The organism is Faecalibacterium langellae, assembly GCF_002549775.1.
GTDB classification, from domain to species: Bacteria; Bacillota; Clostridia; order Oscillospirales; family Ruminococcaceae; genus Faecalibacterium; species Faecalibacterium langellae.
The window spans coordinates 953,030-969,701 of record NZ_NMTR01000021.1; the positions used below are offsets into that span (position 1 = coordinate 953,030).

Below are 16,672 nucleotides of genomic sequence, written 5' to 3' on the forward strand. Positions count from 1 at the left end.
AAGTAAGGGAAAGAAACAGCGCCGCAGGAGACAAGAATCTCCTGCGGCGCTGTTGTGTTGTTACAATGTTTTATTGTAAGCGTCCTCGCCCTCTCAGTCTCGCTTTTGCTCGACGGCTCTCCCATGGGAAAAGCCAAAAGCCTAACCGTTACGTTCTTGCCTCTCCCTCTGGGAGAGGTGGCATTGCGTAAGCAATGACGGAGAGGGCGAGCCCACTTTTATTTCAGCAGGTCTGCCAGCTTTTCCAGCCGGTGGATGGCTTCGTCCAGCACGTCGGTGCCGCGGGCAAAGTGCATGCGGATGAGATGGTTCACCGGCTCCCGGAAGAAGCTGGAACCCGGCACGGCAGCTACGCCGATCTCTTTGATCATCCACTCGCAGAACTCGAGGTCGGTCCAGCCCTTGAACTGCGGCAGAGCCAGGAAGTCCGAGATGTCGATCATCACGAAATAGGTACCCTGCGGGATATTGTGCTTCAGCCCTACCCGGTCCAGCCCGGCCAGGAAGTGGTCGCGCTTTGCGGTGTAGATGGCCTGCAGTTCCTTATAGTAGCTTTCCGGCAGCTGCAGCCCGGCCACAGCAGCCTCCTGCAGGGGTGCTGCCGCGCCCACGGTGAGGAAGTCGTGCACCTTGCGGGCACCCTCGATGACCTCGGCGGGTCCGATGAGGTAGCCCAGACGCCAGCCGGTGATAGAGTAGGTCTTGGACAACGAATTGCAGGTGATGGTGTGCTCGAACATACCGGGCAGGCTGGCCATGCAGATGTGCTCAGCGGGCGCATAGATGATGTGCTCATACACTTCATCGGTCACCACAAAGGCGTCGTATTGGATCGCCAGCTTTGCAATGGCTTCCAGCTCGTCCCGGCGGAACACCTTGCCGCAGGGGTTGGAGGGGTTGCACAGGATCAGTGCCTTGGCGCCCTCGGCAAAGCCTTTCTCGATAAGAGAAATATCAAACTCATAAGTCGGCGGAACCAGCGGGATATAAATGGGCTCTGCCCCGGAAAGAATGGCGTCGGCCCCGTAGTTCTCGTAAAACGGCGAGAAGATCATCACCTTGTCGCCGGGGTTGCAGATGGTCATCATGGCTGCCATCATGGCTTCGGTACCGCCGCAGGTCACGCAGACCTCGGTGTTGGGATCCACCTCGTGGTGCAGGGCAGGGCTGGTCTTTTTCGCCAGTGCCTCACGGAAGTTCTGCGCGCCGAAGGTCACGGCGTACTGGTGGGGGCCGTTGTAGGCGGTCTTTGCCAGCGCATCCAGCAGCTGCTGGGGCGGGTCAAAGTCCGGGAAGCCCTGCGAAAGGTTGATGGAATCGTACTGATTATTGATGCGGGTCATGCGGCGGATGACGGAATCTGTAAACGTACCCACACGGCCACTTAAAACAGGCATATACTTTCCCCTTTTCTACTGTTTTACGCAAAAAGCTCTCCCGCACCGGGGAGAGCTGATCGGCTTGACTCAATCCTTAAAATACGCTTTCTGGATGGCCAGCAGCACGCCTGCACGGCTGGCGGCGAAGTTCAGGCCGCCCTGCAGGTAGCAGGTGTAGGGCTCACGCAGCGGGCCGTCACAGGAAAGCTCGATGGTGCTGCCCTGCGTAAAGCTGCCGCTTGCCATGACCACTTCATCGGTGTAGCCCGGCTCCGGGGAAGGTTCCGGGGCGGCATAGCTGTCCACCGGGCTGGCCGCCTGAATGCCCTGACAGAAGCCGATCAGGGCATCGGCGGTGCCGGCGTCAAAGCAGGTCACGATGTCGTTGTGGTCGTCGCAGTAACGGGGCACCGGGTTCTTGCCCAGCAGTTCCAGCATGCACTGGGCGTAAATGGCAGTCTTGATGGCCTCGCACACCACGCCCGGGGCGTAGTAGAAGCCCAGATACATATCACGGGGCGTTTCCAGCGTGCAGCCCAGCTCCTTGCCCAAACCCGGAGCATTCAGGCGGTAGGCGCACAGCTCCACAAGGTCCTTGCGGCCCACGATGTAGCCGCCGGTGGGGGCAATGCCGCCGCCGGGGTTCTTGATGAGACTGCCCACTGCGATATCCGCACCCACCTGACACGGTTCCTGCGTCTGGGTGAACTCGCCATAGCAGTTGTCCACGAAGATGATAATCTCCGGGTTGGCGGCGCGGGCGGTGTCGGTGATCTTTTTGATGGTATCCAGATCAAAGGCATTGCGCTGCAGGTAGCCGCGGCTGCGCTGGATGTGGCACACCTTGGCCCCGGGTGCCTTTTTGGCAATGAGGTCGTAATCCGGGGTGAAGTCGGCCTTGAGGGGTGCTTCGTCATACTTCACGCCGTAATCCATCAGGGTGCCGGTACCCTTGCCCTTGCCGTCCAGACCAATGACGCCTTCCAGCGTATCGTAGGGGCGGCCGGTGGCGGCCAGCAGGGTATCCCCTGCCCGCAGCAGACCGAACAGGGCCACGGCCAGCGTGTGGGTGCCGCTCTGGAACTGGCTGCGCACGAGGGCATCCTCGGCCCCCATCACCTCGGCAAAGATCTGCTCGAGTTTTGCGCGGCCGGTATCCCACAGGCCGTAGCCGGTGGTGCCCAGCATATCGGTGGAGGACATCTGGGTGTCCGCGAAAGCTTTCAGCATTTTGAGCTGGTTAAAATCGCGGATCTCCTCCATATGGCGGAAGTAGGGCTGGCACAGTTCCATGGCCTTTTCGTCCAGCGCCAGAACTTCGGGTTTGTAATCGAAAAAGTGGTTCAGAATTGACATTATAGTGGTTCCTTAATTGTTATATTTTGCATACTCCCCCAGCTTTGCAAATCCCAGCCGGGTATAAAAGTGCACTCGTTCCGGACTGCAGAGAAAAACCGGGCGGTACCCTTCTGCAGCAAGCTCATTTGCCATCCGGACGATGAGGCGCCCACCGATGCCTTTGCCGCGCAAAGGCCGGTCCGTCTGCCCGCAGGCCATGTAGGCCTGCCCGTTGGCGAGGGCATAGGCACCCACAGTGCAGACCGTCTCGCTCCCCCGCTGCAGCGTCCATGCAAGGGCTTTGCCGCGGGCGCGCTTCGAGCACAGTTCGGAGTAAAAATCCTCCTGCCGGGCAGTATCCGCCGGGTAGAGCGCCCGGGCCACCGCCATGGCAGGCGGCTCCCGGTCAAGGGTCAGCTGCTCCCAGAGAGCTTCGTCTGCTGCGGGCAGCGGCAGCGTCCTGCCGGGGGCAAGGCCGAACACCGTCAGCATTTCGGCTTTCTGCCAGCCGTTTGGCGGCAGGCATTCCGCTTCGTCCAGAATCACGCTCTCGCACCCGCAGAAGGCCAGAAAGCTGGCCAGTTCTTCGGGGTTTGCGTGTCCGGCAAGCCATGCCATACTGCCGCTCAGTTCCAGCGCCAGCGTGGGCCCGGCGTAGAACCGCCAGGGCTGGCTTTTGCCGAACAGCGCGAGGTCCAGCGGCAGCGTTGCCCCCAGCACCGGTTTGCCCCGGCAGGCGTTTGCAAAGCGGGCACGGCGTTCTTTCGTGTTGACCTGCGCGATCACTTCAGCTCGTTGACGATCTTCTTGAACTCGCGGCCGCGCACCTCAAAGTTGGGGTACAGGTCAAAGGACGCGCTGGCCGGGGACAGGATGATGATGTCGCCGGGTTTTGCGCAGGCGCGGGCCAGCTCCACGGCATGCTGCATGTTGTCAGCGTGCTGGATGGGCAGTTCGGCTTCGTTAAAACCGGGGTCCTCACGCACAGCCTTTTCAATGCGGGGACCGGTAGCGCCCATCAGCACGAGGTTCTTCACGTGAGCCACCACTTCCGGTGCGAGGGGCTCATAGGGGATGTGCTTGTCGTAGCCGCCCGCGATGAGGATGACCTTCTGGTTGAAACTGCGCAGACCGGCGATGGTACGCGTCGGGCTGGTGCCGATGGAGTCGTTGTAGTACAGCACACCGTCCAGCGTGCGCACCGGCTCGATGCGGTGCTCCACGCCGGTGAAGGTGCTGCCCACCTTCTGGATGGCTTCCACGGGCACCTCGCCCCACACGGCAGCGGCAGCAGCCAGCAGGTTCTCGATGTTGTGCAGGCCGCGCAGCTTCACGTCCTTCTGGGCCAGGAACGGGGTCACAACGCCGTCCTCGGCCATGCAGAGCATGTTGTCCTCCTTGCGCAGGAAGGCACCGTTGTCGGTGTCGTGCAGGCGGGTGAACCACACCTGCTTGCCCTTGCAGTCCTTCTGCATGCTGCGGCTGATCTCGTTCTCATAGCCCAGCACGGCGCGGCAGGGCTGCTTCTGGTACAGCAGGATGTTGCGCTTGGCGTCGATGTACTCCTGCATGTCCTTGTGGTGGTCCAGATGGTTCGGGGTGACGTTGGTCACGACTGCAATGTTGGGGCTGGAGTGCATGCTGATGAGCTGGAAGCTGGACAGCTCCACCACAGCCACGTCATCCGGGGCCACCTCGGGCAGCATGGGCAGCAGGGCCGCGCCGATGTTGCCGCCCAGATGCACCTTGCGGCCTGCGGCCTCGTAGAACTTGGAGATCAGGGTGGTAGTGGTGGTCTTACCGTCGGAGCCGGTTACAGCCACGATCTCGCAGGGGCAGAAATCGAAGAACAGTTCTACCTCGCTGGTGACCATGGTACCAGCGGCCATGGCATCCTGCAGGGGCTTTTCAAAGTAGCCCACAAAACCCGGGGTGCGCATGATGATGTCCTGGCCCTTGAAGCCGTCCAGATAATTTTCGCCCAGGCTCAGGCCGATGCCCAGCTCCTTGATGGTGGCAGCGTAGTCGCCGAAGTCCTCCACGCTCTTTTTCTGGTCGCACAGGGTGACGTGTGCCCCCAGCTCCACGAACTCCTTGATGAGGGTCTTGTGGCTGACACCGGCACCGATGAAGGCCACCTTCTTGCCTTTGATCAGATCGACAAGCTTCTGCTGATCCTTCTGCATAAAAACAGTTCCTCCTTGCGTAGTATTGGTCATATGTAACGCACCCGTGGGTGCTGAGATGTTTCACTGTACCATTATAGTCCATTTATTCGCAATTGGCAACGGAAAACAGCCCTTTTGCACCAAAAAGCGCGGCAAATTCATAATTCTTCAATTGTATTTTGCCGCCGTTTCTGCTACACTTGTCGAAGCAGAGCGCTTTTTGTATACAAGAAACGTCTGTCTTTGAACATCACCATAGAACGAGGTCATCTCTTTTGAAGCGTTTCTTCCGTTTTACCGCAGCGGTGCTTGCTGCTGCGTTTCTGTTTTCCCTCACGGGCTGCGGCGGCAGTTCCAGTGCCGCCAGCTTTACATGGTTCGTGGATACCATTCCCACAAATCTCGACCCACAGGTGGCGTCGGCCGCGTCGGACGTCATTGCCTGCGAGAACCTTTACAGCGGCCTTGTGCGCAAGAATTCCGACGGCGAGATCGTGCCCGATCTGGCCGAGAGCTGGACCGTCTCGCCGGACGGAAAGACCTACACCTTCCAGCTGAAGGACGGCCTGACCTACCGGGCCGTCAAGGGCGCTTCCACCGACTACGCCATCACTGCTGAGGACTTCGTATTTGCCTTCCGGCGCATCTTCCAGCCGCAGACGAATTCCCCTTATGCCGTGGAGTTTTCTGCCCTTGAAAACAGTGCCGCTGTGCTGGCAGGCGAAGCCGACGCAAGCACTCTGGGCGTCTCGGCCAGCGGCCCGCTGACACTGGTGTTCCGCCTGAGTGAAAAGGACGACAACTTCCTTGCCAAGCTCACCCTGCCCGGTGCCATGCCCTGCGACGAGGAATTTTTCGACAGCACCCGGGGCACCTACGGCTTGACCGCCAAGACCACCCTTTCCAGCGGCAGCTTTTACCTCTACAACTGGACGGCCAGCGGCCTGTTTTTGCGCCGGGACGTTTCCGCGCCCCAGATCGGCAGCCTGCGTCTGGTGCAGAACACCAGCAATTCCGGCAAGAGCGCGGCCCAGCTCATCGCGGACGAAAAGTGCTCCGCCGCGCTGGACGACACCGGCGAGGCCACCGCGCTGCAGTCGGTGAGCTACTCCGACACCACATGGTCACTGCTGTTCAACAGCACCGAGGGCAGCGTGTTCTCCAACACCGAGCTGCGGCAGGCGCTGGCGGGCATCGCGCGGGAGACGGTCACGGTGCCGTCTTCCGGCCTGTACACCGCCGCCGAGGGCCTTGTGCCCACAAGGCTGACCGTGGACGGCATCGACTACCGCACCTTTGCGGGTGACCCGCTGCCCACCATCACCGACCCGCGCACGCTTTACCTGAACGCCCGGCAGGGCATGGCCAGCTCGGACTTTTCCGGCGTGACGCTGCTGGTGCCGAAGGAAGCGGGCCTGACTGAACTGGCCGAGCAGATCAACGGTGCCTGGCAGAAGGACTGCTCCCTGTTCTTCTCCATTGAGGAAGTGCCGCAGGAGGAGTTCGCCAAGCGCCTTGCCGCCGGCAATTACACCATTGCACTGGCCCCCATCCAGGCCGAGGGCGGCAGCGTGTACCAGATGCTGCAGCAGTTCGGCGGGGAGACTTCCCTGACCGGCTGCGACGACCCGCTTTACGACCAGCTGCTTTCGGAGAGCGCCGCCCAGACCGGCAGTTCCCGCTGTGCGCTGCTTGCCCAGTGTGAGCGCCAGCTGCTGGACGGCTGCACCGTGGTGCCGCTGCTGGCCCAGCAAAAGCGCCTGCTGATCGCGGACGGCATCTCCGGGCTGGTGTTCGACCCCTTCACGCCGGTGGTGGATGTGACCTTTGCCGAGAAGAACTGACCCGTTTCGCTCTTGACAAGCCCGCCCTGCTTTGCTACAATAAATGAGCAATGCAGGGTTAGCTCATCCGGTAGAGCGGCTGCTTCCCAAGCAGCAGGCGGCGGGTTCGGGTCCCGTACCCTGCTCCAAATGAACGGCAGAACGTTGTTGTCAGACGTCCTGCCGTTTTTTATTTTTACCTATTCATGACGAAGCATCGCAAATTTCACGATTTTTATATTGACATCCCGCGCAAATTACAATACAATGAGCGTAGAGTTCAAGCATCGTTTGGGAGGTGTTTTTATGAGTGACAGAGAGCGCATCATTCAGCTTCTGGACGAAGTACCTGCCTATAAACTGGGTTATGTCCTCGCCTATGTACAGGGCCTGACTGCAGATGAAGATGCCGATGATGCTTACTGCGAGCAACTTTATCAGCATTATCTCAACGACCCGGAGCGGGGCCAGACTTACACCGAGGACGAGGTCTGCAAGGAACTCGGCATTGCTTTATGAGTTATACGATCCTGTATGAAAAAGCAGTGGTCAAGTTTCTCAAAAAGCAGCCCGAGGAGCAGCAGCGCCGAATCATGGAAGCCATCCATGCACTGCCGGAGCGCGGTGATATCAAGCAGCTGAAAGGTCACGCTGAATTGTTCCGTCTACGCGTCGGCTCTTACCGGATCATTTATACGGTCGATCACGGCAAGTTGGTCGTCTGTGTGATCGACATCGGCAACCGTGGGCAGATCTATAACCGCTATTGATTTTCAGGAGCGCCCCTGTCGGGTGCTCTTTTTTTGCCCTCGTCCTCACAAAAGCAGTTGCATTTTGGCCCGGTGGCCTTATAATAGAATTGATTGCGCAAAGGGCCATGCCTTTTGCCGGAAAGGACCTTCTGCATCATGATCTTTGTTCCCCTGCTGCATTACTTCAAATGCAAAAACACTTACAGCGGCAACGAATACGGCCTGCGCTACCGGCTCACCCCGGGCAAGCGCAGCGTGCCCGACCCGGACGGCGGCGAGGGTGCCATCAAGGACGAAGCCATCCTCACCGTGGACTACTGGCCGGACCCCTGGACGCTGGAAAAGACCGACCCAGCCCTGCGGATGCAGCAGGTGTTCCCGCTGACCGACGAGGGCCGCGCCGCTGCCGCCCAGTGCCTGCAGGACGCCTTCAACGCCGAGCCGGACCGCTGGAAGCACTGCCCGGACATGATGGACTGTGACCCGTGGGAGCCGCCCGCCGAAGAACAAGCAGAGGAATAAAAGAATGATCTATCGTTTGAAAGAGCTCAAGGGCGACACCATCGCCGTGCCGCAGCTGGTGTTTTCCAAGCTGGGCATCGCCGAGGAATACAATGTGCGGGTGGCGCTGTATGTGCTGGCCACCGGCATCACCGACCCGGAAAAGATCTGTGCAGACCTCAAGCTGCGCAGCCGCATCAGTGCCGAGAGCGCCCTTTCCTTCTGGGCGGGCGCAGGGCTGCTGGAAAAATATGAAGAAAATGCCGCCCCGGGCGAGGAGCCCAGTGCCCCCGCACCCATGACCTGGGCCGAGATCGCCGCCGCCAGCCGCACCGACCCCATGATCTCCAGCCTCATCGACTGCGCACAGGCCGGGTTTGGCCGCGCCCTGACCCACGGCGAGATGGAAAAGCTGGTCAATCTCTATGTGCAGGAGGGCTACGCGCCCGAGACGGTCATGCTCTGCGTGGCCTACATGGCGGGCCGGGGCAAGCGCACCATGGCTTCGGTGCTGCACGAGTTGAAAGTCTGGCGTGCCGAGGGCGTGGAGACCGGCGAGCAGGCCGACGCCCACCTGCAGCTGCTGGCCCTGCGCCAGAGCCGCGAGCAGTACGTCAGCGGCCTGCTGGGCATCCCGGAGACCGAGCTGACCCTCGGCGGGCGCAAGGCCATTGCCCGCTGGTACGAGGTATACGGCTACGACGACGCCATGGTGCAGGAAGCCGCCGTGCAGGCTGGGCCGAAGCGCGACCTGTGGTACTGGAACAGCATCCTCAAGACCTGGAACGCCAAGGGGCTGCGCACCGTGCACGATGTGCGTGCCCCGGTGGCCGCCGCAGGGGCCAGCCGGAACATCCGAGTGGACCGCGAGGCCCCCAGCGGCAACGACTTCCTCAAGAACGCCGCCCGCCGCCGCCCGCTGAAAAAGAAGCCGGAATAAGGAGAAGCCATGCGTACCAAAAATGAACTGTATCAGGAAGCCCTGCGTACCGTAGCCGCCCGGCGGCAGATGGCTCGCGCCCGCGCCGAGGACGCCCGCGCCCAGGCCGAAGCCGCTGTGCCCGCCCTGCGCCACGCGGAAGAAGAAGTGCGCATCCGGGGCATCCGCTGTGCACTGGCCGGGGCTGCGGGCAAAGACCGCACCGAAGCCGCCGCCGCCCTGGCCGACGCCCGCCAGAAACTGACCGCCCTGCTGGCCGAGAGCGGCCGCCCCGCCGACGCGCTGGAACCGCACTTTACCTGCCCGAAATGTCAAGACACCGGCAGCGTGAACGGCCGCACCTGCGAATGCGTCCACAAGGTGATGCAGCAGCTGCGCCGCAGGGAGATCGAAGCGCTGTCCAGCCTGTCCATTTCCAGCTTCGACACCATGGAACTGCGCTACTACCCCAGCCGCACCGACGATAAGGTGGGCGGTGCCATCCGTCCATACATGGCCGACCTGCTGGCCGATCTGCGCAGCTACGCAGAAGATTTTGACCACCACAGCGAGAGCCTGATGCTCTTTGGCAACGCGGGCCTCGGCAAGACCCACGCCGCCCTTGCCATTGCAGGCATCGTGCTGGAAAAAGGCTATGACGTGATCTACGTTTCCAGCCCGGACTTTTTCTCCAAGCTCGAAGGCCTGCACTTCGGCTCCGACCCGGCCGACGAGGAAGAAACGCTGCTGCAGACTGCCGCAAATGCCGACCTGCTCATTCTGGATGATCTCGGCTCGGAGTTCAACTCAGCCTTCCTCATCAGCAGCCTGTACAGCCTGCTCAACAACCGTCTGGGCGCAAAGCTGCCCACCATCGTCACCACCAACATCACCGACGGTGCCCTGCTGGAAAAGCTGTATACCGAAAAAATTTCCAGCCGCCTTTCCGCTTTCGTCCCCTGCCTGTTTGCGGGCGACGACATTCGCACCCAAAAGGCAAATGAGTAAAAGAAAAAGCAGCGCATACGCGCTGCTTTTTCTTTTACTCAGAACTCCAATACCGGGCTGATCTCGTTGCGCCGCTGGGCCTGCACCACGCAGTCCTTTTCCGGCACAACGCCCGCTGCGCCCAGCGTGTTGAACACGGTCTGCAGCGCCAATGCCGGTGTATTGTTCTCCTGCGAGAGGTGGCACAGGGCGAACCGCTTGCAGCCTTCCTGAATGAGTTCCAGCAGTTTTGCCGAGCACTCGTCGTTGGAGAGATGCCCCCGGGTGCTCTCGATGCGGCTGCGCAGATAGTACGGGTACGGCCCGGTGCGCAGCATGTGCAGGTCGTAGTTGCTTTCCAGCGCCACAAGGTCGCAGCCGGAAAGCGCCTCGTGCACCGGCGGGGTCAGCACGCCCAGGTCGGTGGCGATGGTCATGGTCTTGCCGTCCGGGGTGTGGATGCGGTAGCCCACACAGGGCACATCGTGGCTGGTGGGGAAGCTCTGCACCCCAAAGGCACCCACGTCTTCTTCCCTGCCCTCCAGCGTGTTCAGCTCGCAGGCGGCGGGCACGATGCCGTTGGCGTCCAGAAAATCCAGCGTAGCCGCCGCACCGTACACCGGCAGCGGGTTCTTTTTGAGGAAGGTGGAAAGCCCCTTCACATGGTCGCTGTGCTCATGGGTGACAAGAATGCCGTCGCAGTCGCTGATGGCAAGGTCCAGCGCCTTGAGCGCCGCCGAAGTGGTGCGCACCCCCTTGCCCATGTCTACGATGAGATACCGCTGCCCGCAGCGCACCACGCTGCAGTTGCCGGAGGAACCGGAATATAACGAGATGAATTCTGCCATGAAGGACCTCTGATGTACTCAAAAACAGCCTACCGCGTGATGCAGCAGGCTGTTTGTTTTTGTTATGAACGGTTTACAGTGCCTGTTCCAGCGCTGCGGGGGTGCGGTCCACCTTCTTGATGTCCGCACCCAGAGCCTGCAGCTTCTCCACGATGTTCTCGTAGCCGCGCTCAATGTGGCCGATCTCCTCGATCTCGCTGGTGCCGTCGGCCATCAGGCCCGCCACCACCATGGCGGCACCGGCACGCAGGTCCAGCGCACGCAGCGGCGCGGGCGTGAGCTTGTCCACGCCCTCAAACACGGCAACCTGACCGTCCACCTGCACATTGGCGCCCATCTTGCGCAGCTCGTCCACATAGCGGAAGCGATTGTCCCACACGCTCTCGGTGATGGTGCTGGTGCCCTTCGCCACGCTCAGCAGCACGCCCATCAGGGGCTGCATGTCGGTGGGGAAGCCCGGGTGCGGCATGGTGTTGATCTTCAGCGGCAGCAGGTCGCCGGTGCGGCGCACGCGCACAGCATCGTCGAATTCTTCCACTTCCACGCCCGCACGGCGCAGCTTTGCGGTGATGGGCTCCAGGTGCTTCGGGGTGACGTTCTTCACCAGCACGTCACCGCCGGTGGCCGCGGCTGCCACCATGTAGCTGCCGGCCTCGATCTGGTCCGGGATGATGCTGTAGGTGCAGCCGTGCATCTTTTCCACGCCGCGCACCTTGATGACATCGGTGCCTGCGCCGCGCACGTCGGCACCGCACATGTTCAAAAAGTTTGCCAGGTCCACCACATGGGGCTCCTTGGCGCAGTTTTCCAGAATGGTCTGACCCTTTGCCATCACAGCGGAGAGCATGCCGTTCATGGTCGCGCCCACGCTGACCTTATCAAAGAAGATGTGGGCACCGTTCAGCTCCTTGGCGCGCACGGTGATCATGCCGTAGTCCACGCTGTCCTCTGCACCCAGTGCGCTGAACACCTTCAGGTGCTGGTCGATGGGGCGGGGGCCCAGATTGCAGCCGCCAGGCATGGCCACCTGTGCCTTGCCAAAGCGGGACAGCAGTGCGCCCAGGAAGTAATAGCTGGCGCGCATCTGGCGGGACAGATCGTCCGGCACATTGGTACCGGTGAGGTGGGTGGTGTCGATCTCGTAGGTGTTGCGGTTCAGCATCTTGATCTGTGCACCCAGCACGCTGAGGATCTTCAGGCTCACCGCCACATCACTGATGTCCGGCAGATTCTCGATCACGCAGACATCCGCAGCCAGAATGGTGGCCGGCAGAATGCCCACCGCCGCATTTTTTGCACCCGAGATGGTAACTTCGCCGTGCAGGGGCTTGCCGCCCGTAATAACAAATTTCTCCAATTTTATGATCTCCTTGTCAAAGGCCCGGTCGCAGCAGGCCTGTTAAGGTTCGTGAAAGCATTTTTACGTTGGCTGCCGCGCGGGCACAGCAAACAGTGCCGCGCAGTTACAGCTATCTTATTATACACAACTTTCACAAAAAAGCAAAGTCCCGTTTGGTAAAGTTTCATTATTTTCTGTTTTGCCCATAATCACGACGATTATTCGGAAAATTTGATTTCTTTTTCAGAAATTTTACAGAAAAACGGGCAAAAAATCACGCTGCCGTCGCACTTTACCACACATGATCCTCGCACCGGGTCTCGGTGATCCAGCCCAGCTGGTAGGCCGTCACCAGCTGTTTGAGGTCGTGCACCCGCTCCCGCAGCACTTCGCCTTCGTCTGTGTCCTCCACGAGGATGCGATGATTTTCCGTTTCCAGAATGTTTTTCTGCGAGATGATGTCCAGGTTCTCCTTCACGGCCTTTTCAGCGCTCTCAAAGGGCTGGTGGGTGCGCAGGGACATGGTGCGGCTGGAATACACCAGCGTGTATCCCGCGATGCCGGTCTTTTCGTGGTAGGCGCGGCAGAAACCGCCGTCGATCACCACCAGACGCCCGCCGCCCTTGATGGGGCTCTCGCCGTTCTTTTCGCGCACGGGCACATGGCCGTTGACGATGTGGCTCGAGCCCGGCAAGCCGAACTCGGCAAGGATGCGTCGGCAGACAGCCTCGTCGTTGTACCAGGTATAATAGGGGTCCTTCACTTCGGTGTGGGTGGAGCTGTCCTCCACATAGAGCCGTTCAAAGGTGGTCATGGCGCTGCGGCCGAACAGCGGCGAAAGCTTGCCGCACCACAGATACCACAAAAAGTCCTGTCCGCTCTGGCGGGCGGCGCTGCCCTCGGGCGCATAGTAGCCCCGGCGGGCACGGGCGTCGCAGTAGTCCATGAGGGCCCGGCCGGAGTAGCGATGGCCCTCGAATCGCTCCATGGCAAAGGCACCCCGGCTGGTCATGGGCACAGCCCCGTGGTAGAGCAGGTTGCCGTTTTCAATGTGGTACACGCTGCCCTTGGCGTACAGGAACTCCACATGCTGCTGCAGCTTTTCGCTCTGGCGGAAAGAGCTCACCAGTTTGCGCAGCACCAGCTGCTCGTCCGCGTTCAGCGCCGCCGGGTCGGCGGGGTCCACCGTGGGGAAGGATGCATCCCGCAGGGGGTACTCCTTCTCCCCGATCTTCACGGTGTGCTTTTCCCAGTCGATGCGGCGCAGGTAGTCGCGGCCCTGCATCTGGAAGTCCGGGTTGCGGTCGATGACCTGACACTCCAGCTTGAACATCAGGATGCTGATGGCCTTGTGCATCACGGCACAGCGGTGCAGCATTCCTTTTGTATAGGGGCCGCGGGCAGCGTCGGTGTGGGGCATCCAGATGGAAAGGTCGTCCTCGCCGTAATACTGCTCGGCCATACGCTGCAAGTGGCGCAGGTTGATGCCGTAGCAATCCTCGATCATGCCGTGGTTGTGGTAGGCCAGCGTGGTCTTGAGCACGGTGCAGATGCAGATGGGGCTGCCGGCCGCCGCGCCCATCCACACCACGTCGTGGTTGCCCCACTGGATGTCCACGTTATGGTGGCGCATGAGCAGATCGAGGATGATATCCGGGCGCGGCCCGCGGTCGAACAGATCGCCCACGATGTGCAGCTTGTCCACAGCCAGGTGCTTGATGAGCTCACACAGCCGCACGATGAAGCGGTCGGCACGGCCGTTTTCAATGATGCTGCCCACGATCTGACCATAGTACAGGTCCTTGTCGTGGTCCTCGAAATGGGCGTGGAGCAGCTCGTCCAGAATGTAGCCGCAGCTGGCGGGCAGGCACTTGCGCACATGCTCCCGGGTGTGTTTGGAGGACACCAGACGGCAGATGTCAATGAGCCGCAGCAGCGTTTCGGTATACCACTGGTCCAGCACTTCTTCGTCGGCACAGCGGGCCTTGAGCTGGGGCAGTTTTTCATTCGGGTAATAGATCAGGGTGGCCAGTTCAGCGCGGGTGTGTTCCGGCACAGCCTCGCCCAGCACCTGATCCACCTTTTCGCGGATGACGCCGGAGGCCGAGTTCAGGATGTGCACAAAAGCTTCGTTTTCGCCGTGCAGGTCGCTCATGAAGTGTTCCGTGCCCTTGGGCAGCTTGAGCAGGGCCTGCGTGCTGATGATCTCGCTGGCCGCTGCCGCCTGCGATGGGTAATCCCGCGAGAGCAGGGTCAGGTATTTCAGGTTGTCACGAATCTCGTCGGTCTCGGTGCGCATGGTCTCCTCCATCGCCAACAGCGCTCTGCCTGCGGCCCGCCGCCGGGCCTTGCAAAGATGTTGCGTTTCATGTATTATTTTTTCCTTATTCTATAGTATAGCACGTCCGGGGCGAAAAGTGGTATACTGGGGCTGGCAAACTTTCTGCAAAGGACTTTGGATATTATGCCGAAAAGCGATTTCGTTTCCATTCCCACCCACTGCACCCTCTGCCCGCGCCGGTGCGGGGCTGACCGTGCCGCCGGGCGCACCGGTTTCTGCGGGGCAGGCGGCACCCTGAAAGCCGCCCGCGCGGCCCTGCACTACTGGGAGGAGCCCTGCATCAGCGGCACAAAGGGCAGCGGCACGGTGTTCTTCTCCGGCTGCACGCTCAAGTGCTGCTTCTGTCAGAACTACCCCATCAGCGCCGAAGGGCTGGGCAAAGAGATCACCGTGGAACACCTGGCCGAGATTTTTCTCAGCTTACAGGCGCAGGGTGCCCACAACATCAATCTGGTCACGCCCGGCCAGTGGCGGCCATGGATCATCGCCGCGCTGGACATTGCCCGGGAAAAGGGCCTGCGCCTGCCCATCGTGTGCAACACCGGCGGCTACGAGACGGTGGAAAGCGTGGAAGCATGGCGCGGGTACATCGACATCTGGCTGGCCGATCTAAAGTATGTGTCCTCTGCCCTCTCGGCCGAGCTTTCCTCCGCGCCGGACTACTTCGCGCAGGCAAAGCCCGCCATTGAAGCCATGATGGCGCAGGCCGGGCACCCGGTGTTCAACGCAGACGGCATCCTGCAGCGGGGCGTCATCCTGCGGCACCTTGCCCTGCCGGGCCATGTGGACGACAGCTTTGCGGTGCTGGACCAGATGGCCGCCTGGAACGACGCCGACCCGGGGTGCTTCTTGCCCAGCGTCATGAGCCAGTATACCCCTTTCTACAAGGCCGCAGAGCACGGAATCGGGCGGCGCATCACCACCTACGAGTACCGCCGAGTGGTGAACTACGCCATGGACAAGGGGCTTGTGCAGGGGTATATGCAGCAGAAAAGCAGCGCGAAGGAGGAATATACGCCCAGCTTTGATTTGACGGGGGTATAATTCGTCAAATCTTCCAAAAAAGGGCGATTATTTTCTCTTGCATTTCCGCGCAAGTGCTTGCAATCCCGGCTGCGGCGGATTATAATGGATACAACGATGTGTTAACAGAGCTCGTGAGCTTATCAATATTCAGGAGGAGCGTTATGGAACACTACAATCCCATCCTTGGCAGCGAACCCAACGGGCAGAAGTTCATCACCTGCGGCGAGATCATGCTGCGTCTCACCCCGCCGAACTATGAAAAGATCCGCATGGCGTCCAGCTTTGAGGCCAGCTATGGCGGCAGCGAGGCCAACATTGCGCTGGCGCTGGCAAACCTGGGCGTGGACAGCACCTTCTTCAGCGTGGTGCCCAACAACAGTCTGGGCAAGAGCGCGGTGCGCTGGCTGCGCTCCAACGATGTGCACTGCACGCCCATGATCCTCACCGAGCCGGACGAGACCCCTTCCAACCGTCTGGGTACTTACTACCTCGAGACCGGCTACGGCATCCGCGCTTCCAAGGTCATCTACGACCGCAAGCACAGCGCCATCACCGAGTACGATTTCTCGCAGGTGGACCTGGACGCCCTGCTGGACGGCTTCGACTGGCTGCACCTGAGCGGCATTACCCCGGCACTGGCCCCCAACTGCCGTACCCTCATTCTGGATATGCTCAAGGTGGCCAAGAAGAAGGGTCTGACCGTCAGCTTCGACGGCAACTTCCGCTCCACCCTGTGGACCTGGGAGGAAGCCCGCGACTTCTGCACCGAGTGCCTGCCCTATGTGGACGTGCTGCTGGGCATCGAGCCCTACCACCTGTGGAAGGACGAGAACGACCACAGCAAGGGCGACTGGAAGGACGGCGTGCCCCTGCAGCCCAGCTACGAGCAGCAGGACGAGATTTTCCAGCACTTCATTGAGCGCTACCCGAACCTCAAGTGCATCGCCCGCCATGTGCGCTACGCCCACAGCGGCAGCGAGAACAGCCTGAAGGCCTTTATGTGGTACGACGGCCACACCTTCGAGAGCAAGCTGTTCACCTTTAACATCCTTGACCGCGTGGGCGGCGGCGACGCCTTTGCCAGCGGCCTGATCTACGCCATGCTGCACAACTACCGCGCCATGGACATGATCAACTTTGCGGTGGCAAGCAGCGCCATCAAGCATACCATCCACGGCGATGCCAACATCACCGACGATGTGAGCTCCATCCGCAACCTGATGAACATGAACTACGATATCAAGCGGTAAA

15 protein-coding genes and 1 tRNA gene are annotated in these 16,672 nt (G+C 60.7%); 9 read left to right on the forward strand and 7 right to left on the reverse strand.

The window, feature by feature from the left end; translation table 11 throughout:
• Positions 1 to 218: 218 nt before the first annotated feature.
• The 4 genes from CGS49_RS13015 to murD all read right to left on the reverse strand — a co-directional run bounded on the left by CGS49_RS13015 (position 219) and on the right by murD (position 4,903).
• Positions 219 to 1,397 (reverse strand): pyridoxal phosphate-dependent aminotransferase, encoded by a 1,179-nt coding sequence (locus tag CGS49_RS13015; RefSeq protein ID WP_097802212.1) that lies wholly within the window; start codon positions 1,395 to 1,397, stop codon positions 219 to 221.
• A gap of 69 nt (positions 1,398 to 1,466) precedes the next feature.
• Complete coding sequence (locus tag CGS49_RS13020) at positions 1,467 to 2,735, reverse strand: methionine gamma-lyase family protein (protein ID WP_097802213.1); 1,269 nt, start codon at positions 2,733 to 2,735, stop codon at positions 1,467 to 1,469.
• Between the two features lie 12 nt (positions 2,736 to 2,747).
• On the reverse strand, positions 2,748 to 3,503 hold the full coding sequence (locus tag CGS49_RS13025; RefSeq protein ID WP_097802214.1) for a GNAT family N-acetyltransferase: 756 nt from the start codon (positions 3,501 to 3,503) through the stop codon (positions 2,748 to 2,750).
• Positions 3,500 to 4,903: a UDP-N-acetylmuramoyl-L-alanine--D-glutamate ligase gene (gene murD / locus CGS49_RS13030; RefSeq protein WP_097802215.1), complete on the reverse strand. Its 1,404-nt coding sequence runs from the start codon at positions 4,901 to 4,903 to the stop codon at positions 3,500 to 3,502. Before murD ends, CGS49_RS13025 begins: the two co-directional genes overlap by 4 nt.
• Positions 4,904 to 5,160: 257 nt before the next feature.
• On the opposite strand from murD, the gene CGS49_RS13035 reads away from it, so the two are divergent.
• The 7 genes from CGS49_RS13035 to CGS49_RS13065 all read left to right on the forward strand — a co-directional run bounded on the left by CGS49_RS13035 (position 5,161) and on the right by CGS49_RS13065 (position 9,888).
• Entirely contained in the window at positions 5,161 to 6,729 is a 1,569-nt protein-coding gene (locus tag CGS49_RS13035; protein ID WP_097802216.1) for a peptide ABC transporter substrate-binding protein, read from the forward strand.
• 52 nt (positions 6,730 to 6,781) lie between these two features.
• Positions 6,782 to 6,857, forward strand: a tRNA-Gly gene (locus tag CGS49_RS13040).
• 157 nt (positions 6,858 to 7,014) lie between these two features.
• A complete protein-coding gene (locus tag CGS49_RS13045; RefSeq protein WP_097802217.1) occupies positions 7,015 to 7,227 on the forward strand; it encodes a hypothetical protein in 213 nt (70 codons plus the stop codon).
• Positions 7,224 to 7,478 (forward strand): type II toxin-antitoxin system RelE family toxin, encoded by a 255-nt coding sequence (locus CGS49_RS13050; protein ID WP_097802218.1) that lies wholly within the window; start codon positions 7,224 to 7,226, stop codon positions 7,476 to 7,478. Before CGS49_RS13045 ends, CGS49_RS13050 begins: the two co-directional genes overlap by 4 nt.
• A 138-nt stretch (positions 7,479 to 7,616) precedes the next feature.
• Positions 7,617 to 7,982, forward strand: coding sequence for a hypothetical protein (locus CGS49_RS13055; protein ID WP_097802219.1), 366 nt, complete (start codon positions 7,617 to 7,619; stop codon positions 7,980 to 7,982).
• A gap of 4 nt (positions 7,983 to 7,986) precedes the next feature.
• Positions 7,987 to 8,901: a DnaD domain-containing protein gene (locus CGS49_RS13060; protein WP_097802220.1), complete on the forward strand. Its 915-nt coding sequence runs from the start codon at positions 7,987 to 7,989 to the stop codon at positions 8,899 to 8,901.
• Between the two features lie 9 nt (positions 8,902 to 8,910).
• The gene (locus tag CGS49_RS13065) at positions 8,911 to 9,888 is read left to right on the forward strand and encodes an ATP-binding protein (protein ID WP_097802221.1); all 978 of its coding nucleotides are present in this window, start codon (positions 8,911 to 8,913) and stop codon (positions 9,886 to 9,888) included.
• 38 nt (positions 9,889 to 9,926) lie between these two features.
• Here CGS49_RS13065 and CGS49_RS13070 read toward each other — a convergent pair whose 3' ends face one another.
• The 3 genes from CGS49_RS13070 to CGS49_RS13080 all read right to left on the reverse strand — a co-directional run bounded on the left by CGS49_RS13070 (position 9,927) and on the right by CGS49_RS13080 (position 14,365).
• Positions 9,927 to 10,715, reverse strand: coding sequence for an MBL fold metallo-hydrolase (locus tag CGS49_RS13070; protein WP_097802222.1), 789 nt, complete (start codon positions 10,713 to 10,715; stop codon positions 9,927 to 9,929).
• A gap of 73 nt (positions 10,716 to 10,788) precedes the next feature.
• Positions 10,789 to 12,072 (reverse strand): UDP-N-acetylglucosamine 1-carboxyvinyltransferase, encoded by a 1,284-nt coding sequence (murA, locus tag CGS49_RS13075; protein WP_097802223.1) that lies wholly within the window; start codon positions 12,070 to 12,072, stop codon positions 10,789 to 10,791.
• Positions 12,073 to 12,346: 274 nt separating this feature from the next.
• Complete coding sequence (locus CGS49_RS13080; protein WP_097802224.1) at positions 12,347 to 14,365, reverse strand: fructose-1,6-bisphosphatase; 2,019 nt, start codon at positions 14,363 to 14,365, stop codon at positions 12,347 to 12,349.
• Between the two features lie 153 nt (positions 14,366 to 14,518).
• On the opposite strand from CGS49_RS13080, the gene CGS49_RS13085 reads away from it, so the two are divergent.
• Positions 14,519 to 15,439: a radical SAM protein gene (locus CGS49_RS13085; protein ID WP_097802225.1), complete on the forward strand. Its 921-nt coding sequence runs from the start codon at positions 14,519 to 14,521 to the stop codon at positions 15,437 to 15,439.
• 143 nt (positions 15,440 to 15,582) lie between these two features.
• The gene (locus tag CGS49_RS13090; protein WP_097802226.1) at positions 15,583 to 16,671 is read left to right on the forward strand and encodes a sugar kinase; all 1,089 of its coding nucleotides are present in this window, start codon (positions 15,583 to 15,585) and stop codon (positions 16,669 to 16,671) included.
• Position 16,672 lies beyond the last annotated feature (1 nt).

What these genes read in the sequence shown, in the direction of transcription:
- CGS49_RS13015 (WP_097802212.1), bottom strand. Translation starts at nt 1,397, where the DNA reads ATGCCTGTTTTAAGTGGCCGTGTGGGTACGTTTACAGATTCCGTCATC.
- CGS49_RS13020 (WP_097802213.1), bottom strand. Translation starts at nt 2,735, where the DNA reads ATGTCAATTCTGAACCACTTTTTCGATTACAAACCCGAAGTTCTGGCG.
- murD (WP_097802215.1), bottom strand. Translation starts at nt 4,903, where the DNA reads ATGCAGAAGGATCAGCAGAAGCTTGTCGATCTGATCAAAGGCAAGAAG.
- CGS49_RS13045 (WP_097802217.1), top strand. Translation starts at nt 7,015, where the DNA reads ATGAGTGACAGAGAGCGCATCATTCAGCTTCTGGACGAAGTACCTGCC.
- CGS49_RS13050 (WP_097802218.1), top strand. Translation starts at nt 7,224, where the DNA reads ATGAGTTATACGATCCTGTATGAAAAAGCAGTGGTCAAGTTTCTCAAA.
- CGS49_RS13055 (WP_097802219.1), top strand. Translation starts at nt 7,617, where the DNA reads ATGATCTTTGTTCCCCTGCTGCATTACTTCAAATGCAAAAACACTTAC.
- CGS49_RS13060 (WP_097802220.1), top strand. Translation starts at nt 7,987, where the DNA reads ATGATCTATCGTTTGAAAGAGCTCAAGGGCGACACCATCGCCGTGCCG.
- CGS49_RS13065 (WP_097802221.1), top strand. Translation starts at nt 8,911, where the DNA reads ATGCGTACCAAAAATGAACTGTATCAGGAAGCCCTGCGTACCGTAGCC.
- CGS49_RS13070 (WP_097802222.1), bottom strand. Translation starts at nt 10,715, where the DNA reads ATGGCAGAATTCATCTCGTTATATTCCGGTTCCTCCGGCAACTGCAGC.
- CGS49_RS13080 (WP_097802224.1), bottom strand. Translation starts at nt 14,365, where the DNA reads ATGGAGGAGACCATGCGCACCGAGACCGACGAGATTCGTGACAACCTG.
- CGS49_RS13085 (WP_097802225.1), top strand. Translation starts at nt 14,519, where the DNA reads ATGCCGAAAAGCGATTTCGTTTCCATTCCCACCCACTGCACCCTCTGC.
- CGS49_RS13090 (WP_097802226.1), top strand. Translation starts at nt 15,583, where the DNA reads ATGGAACACTACAATCCCATCCTTGGCAGCGAACCCAACGGGCAGAAG.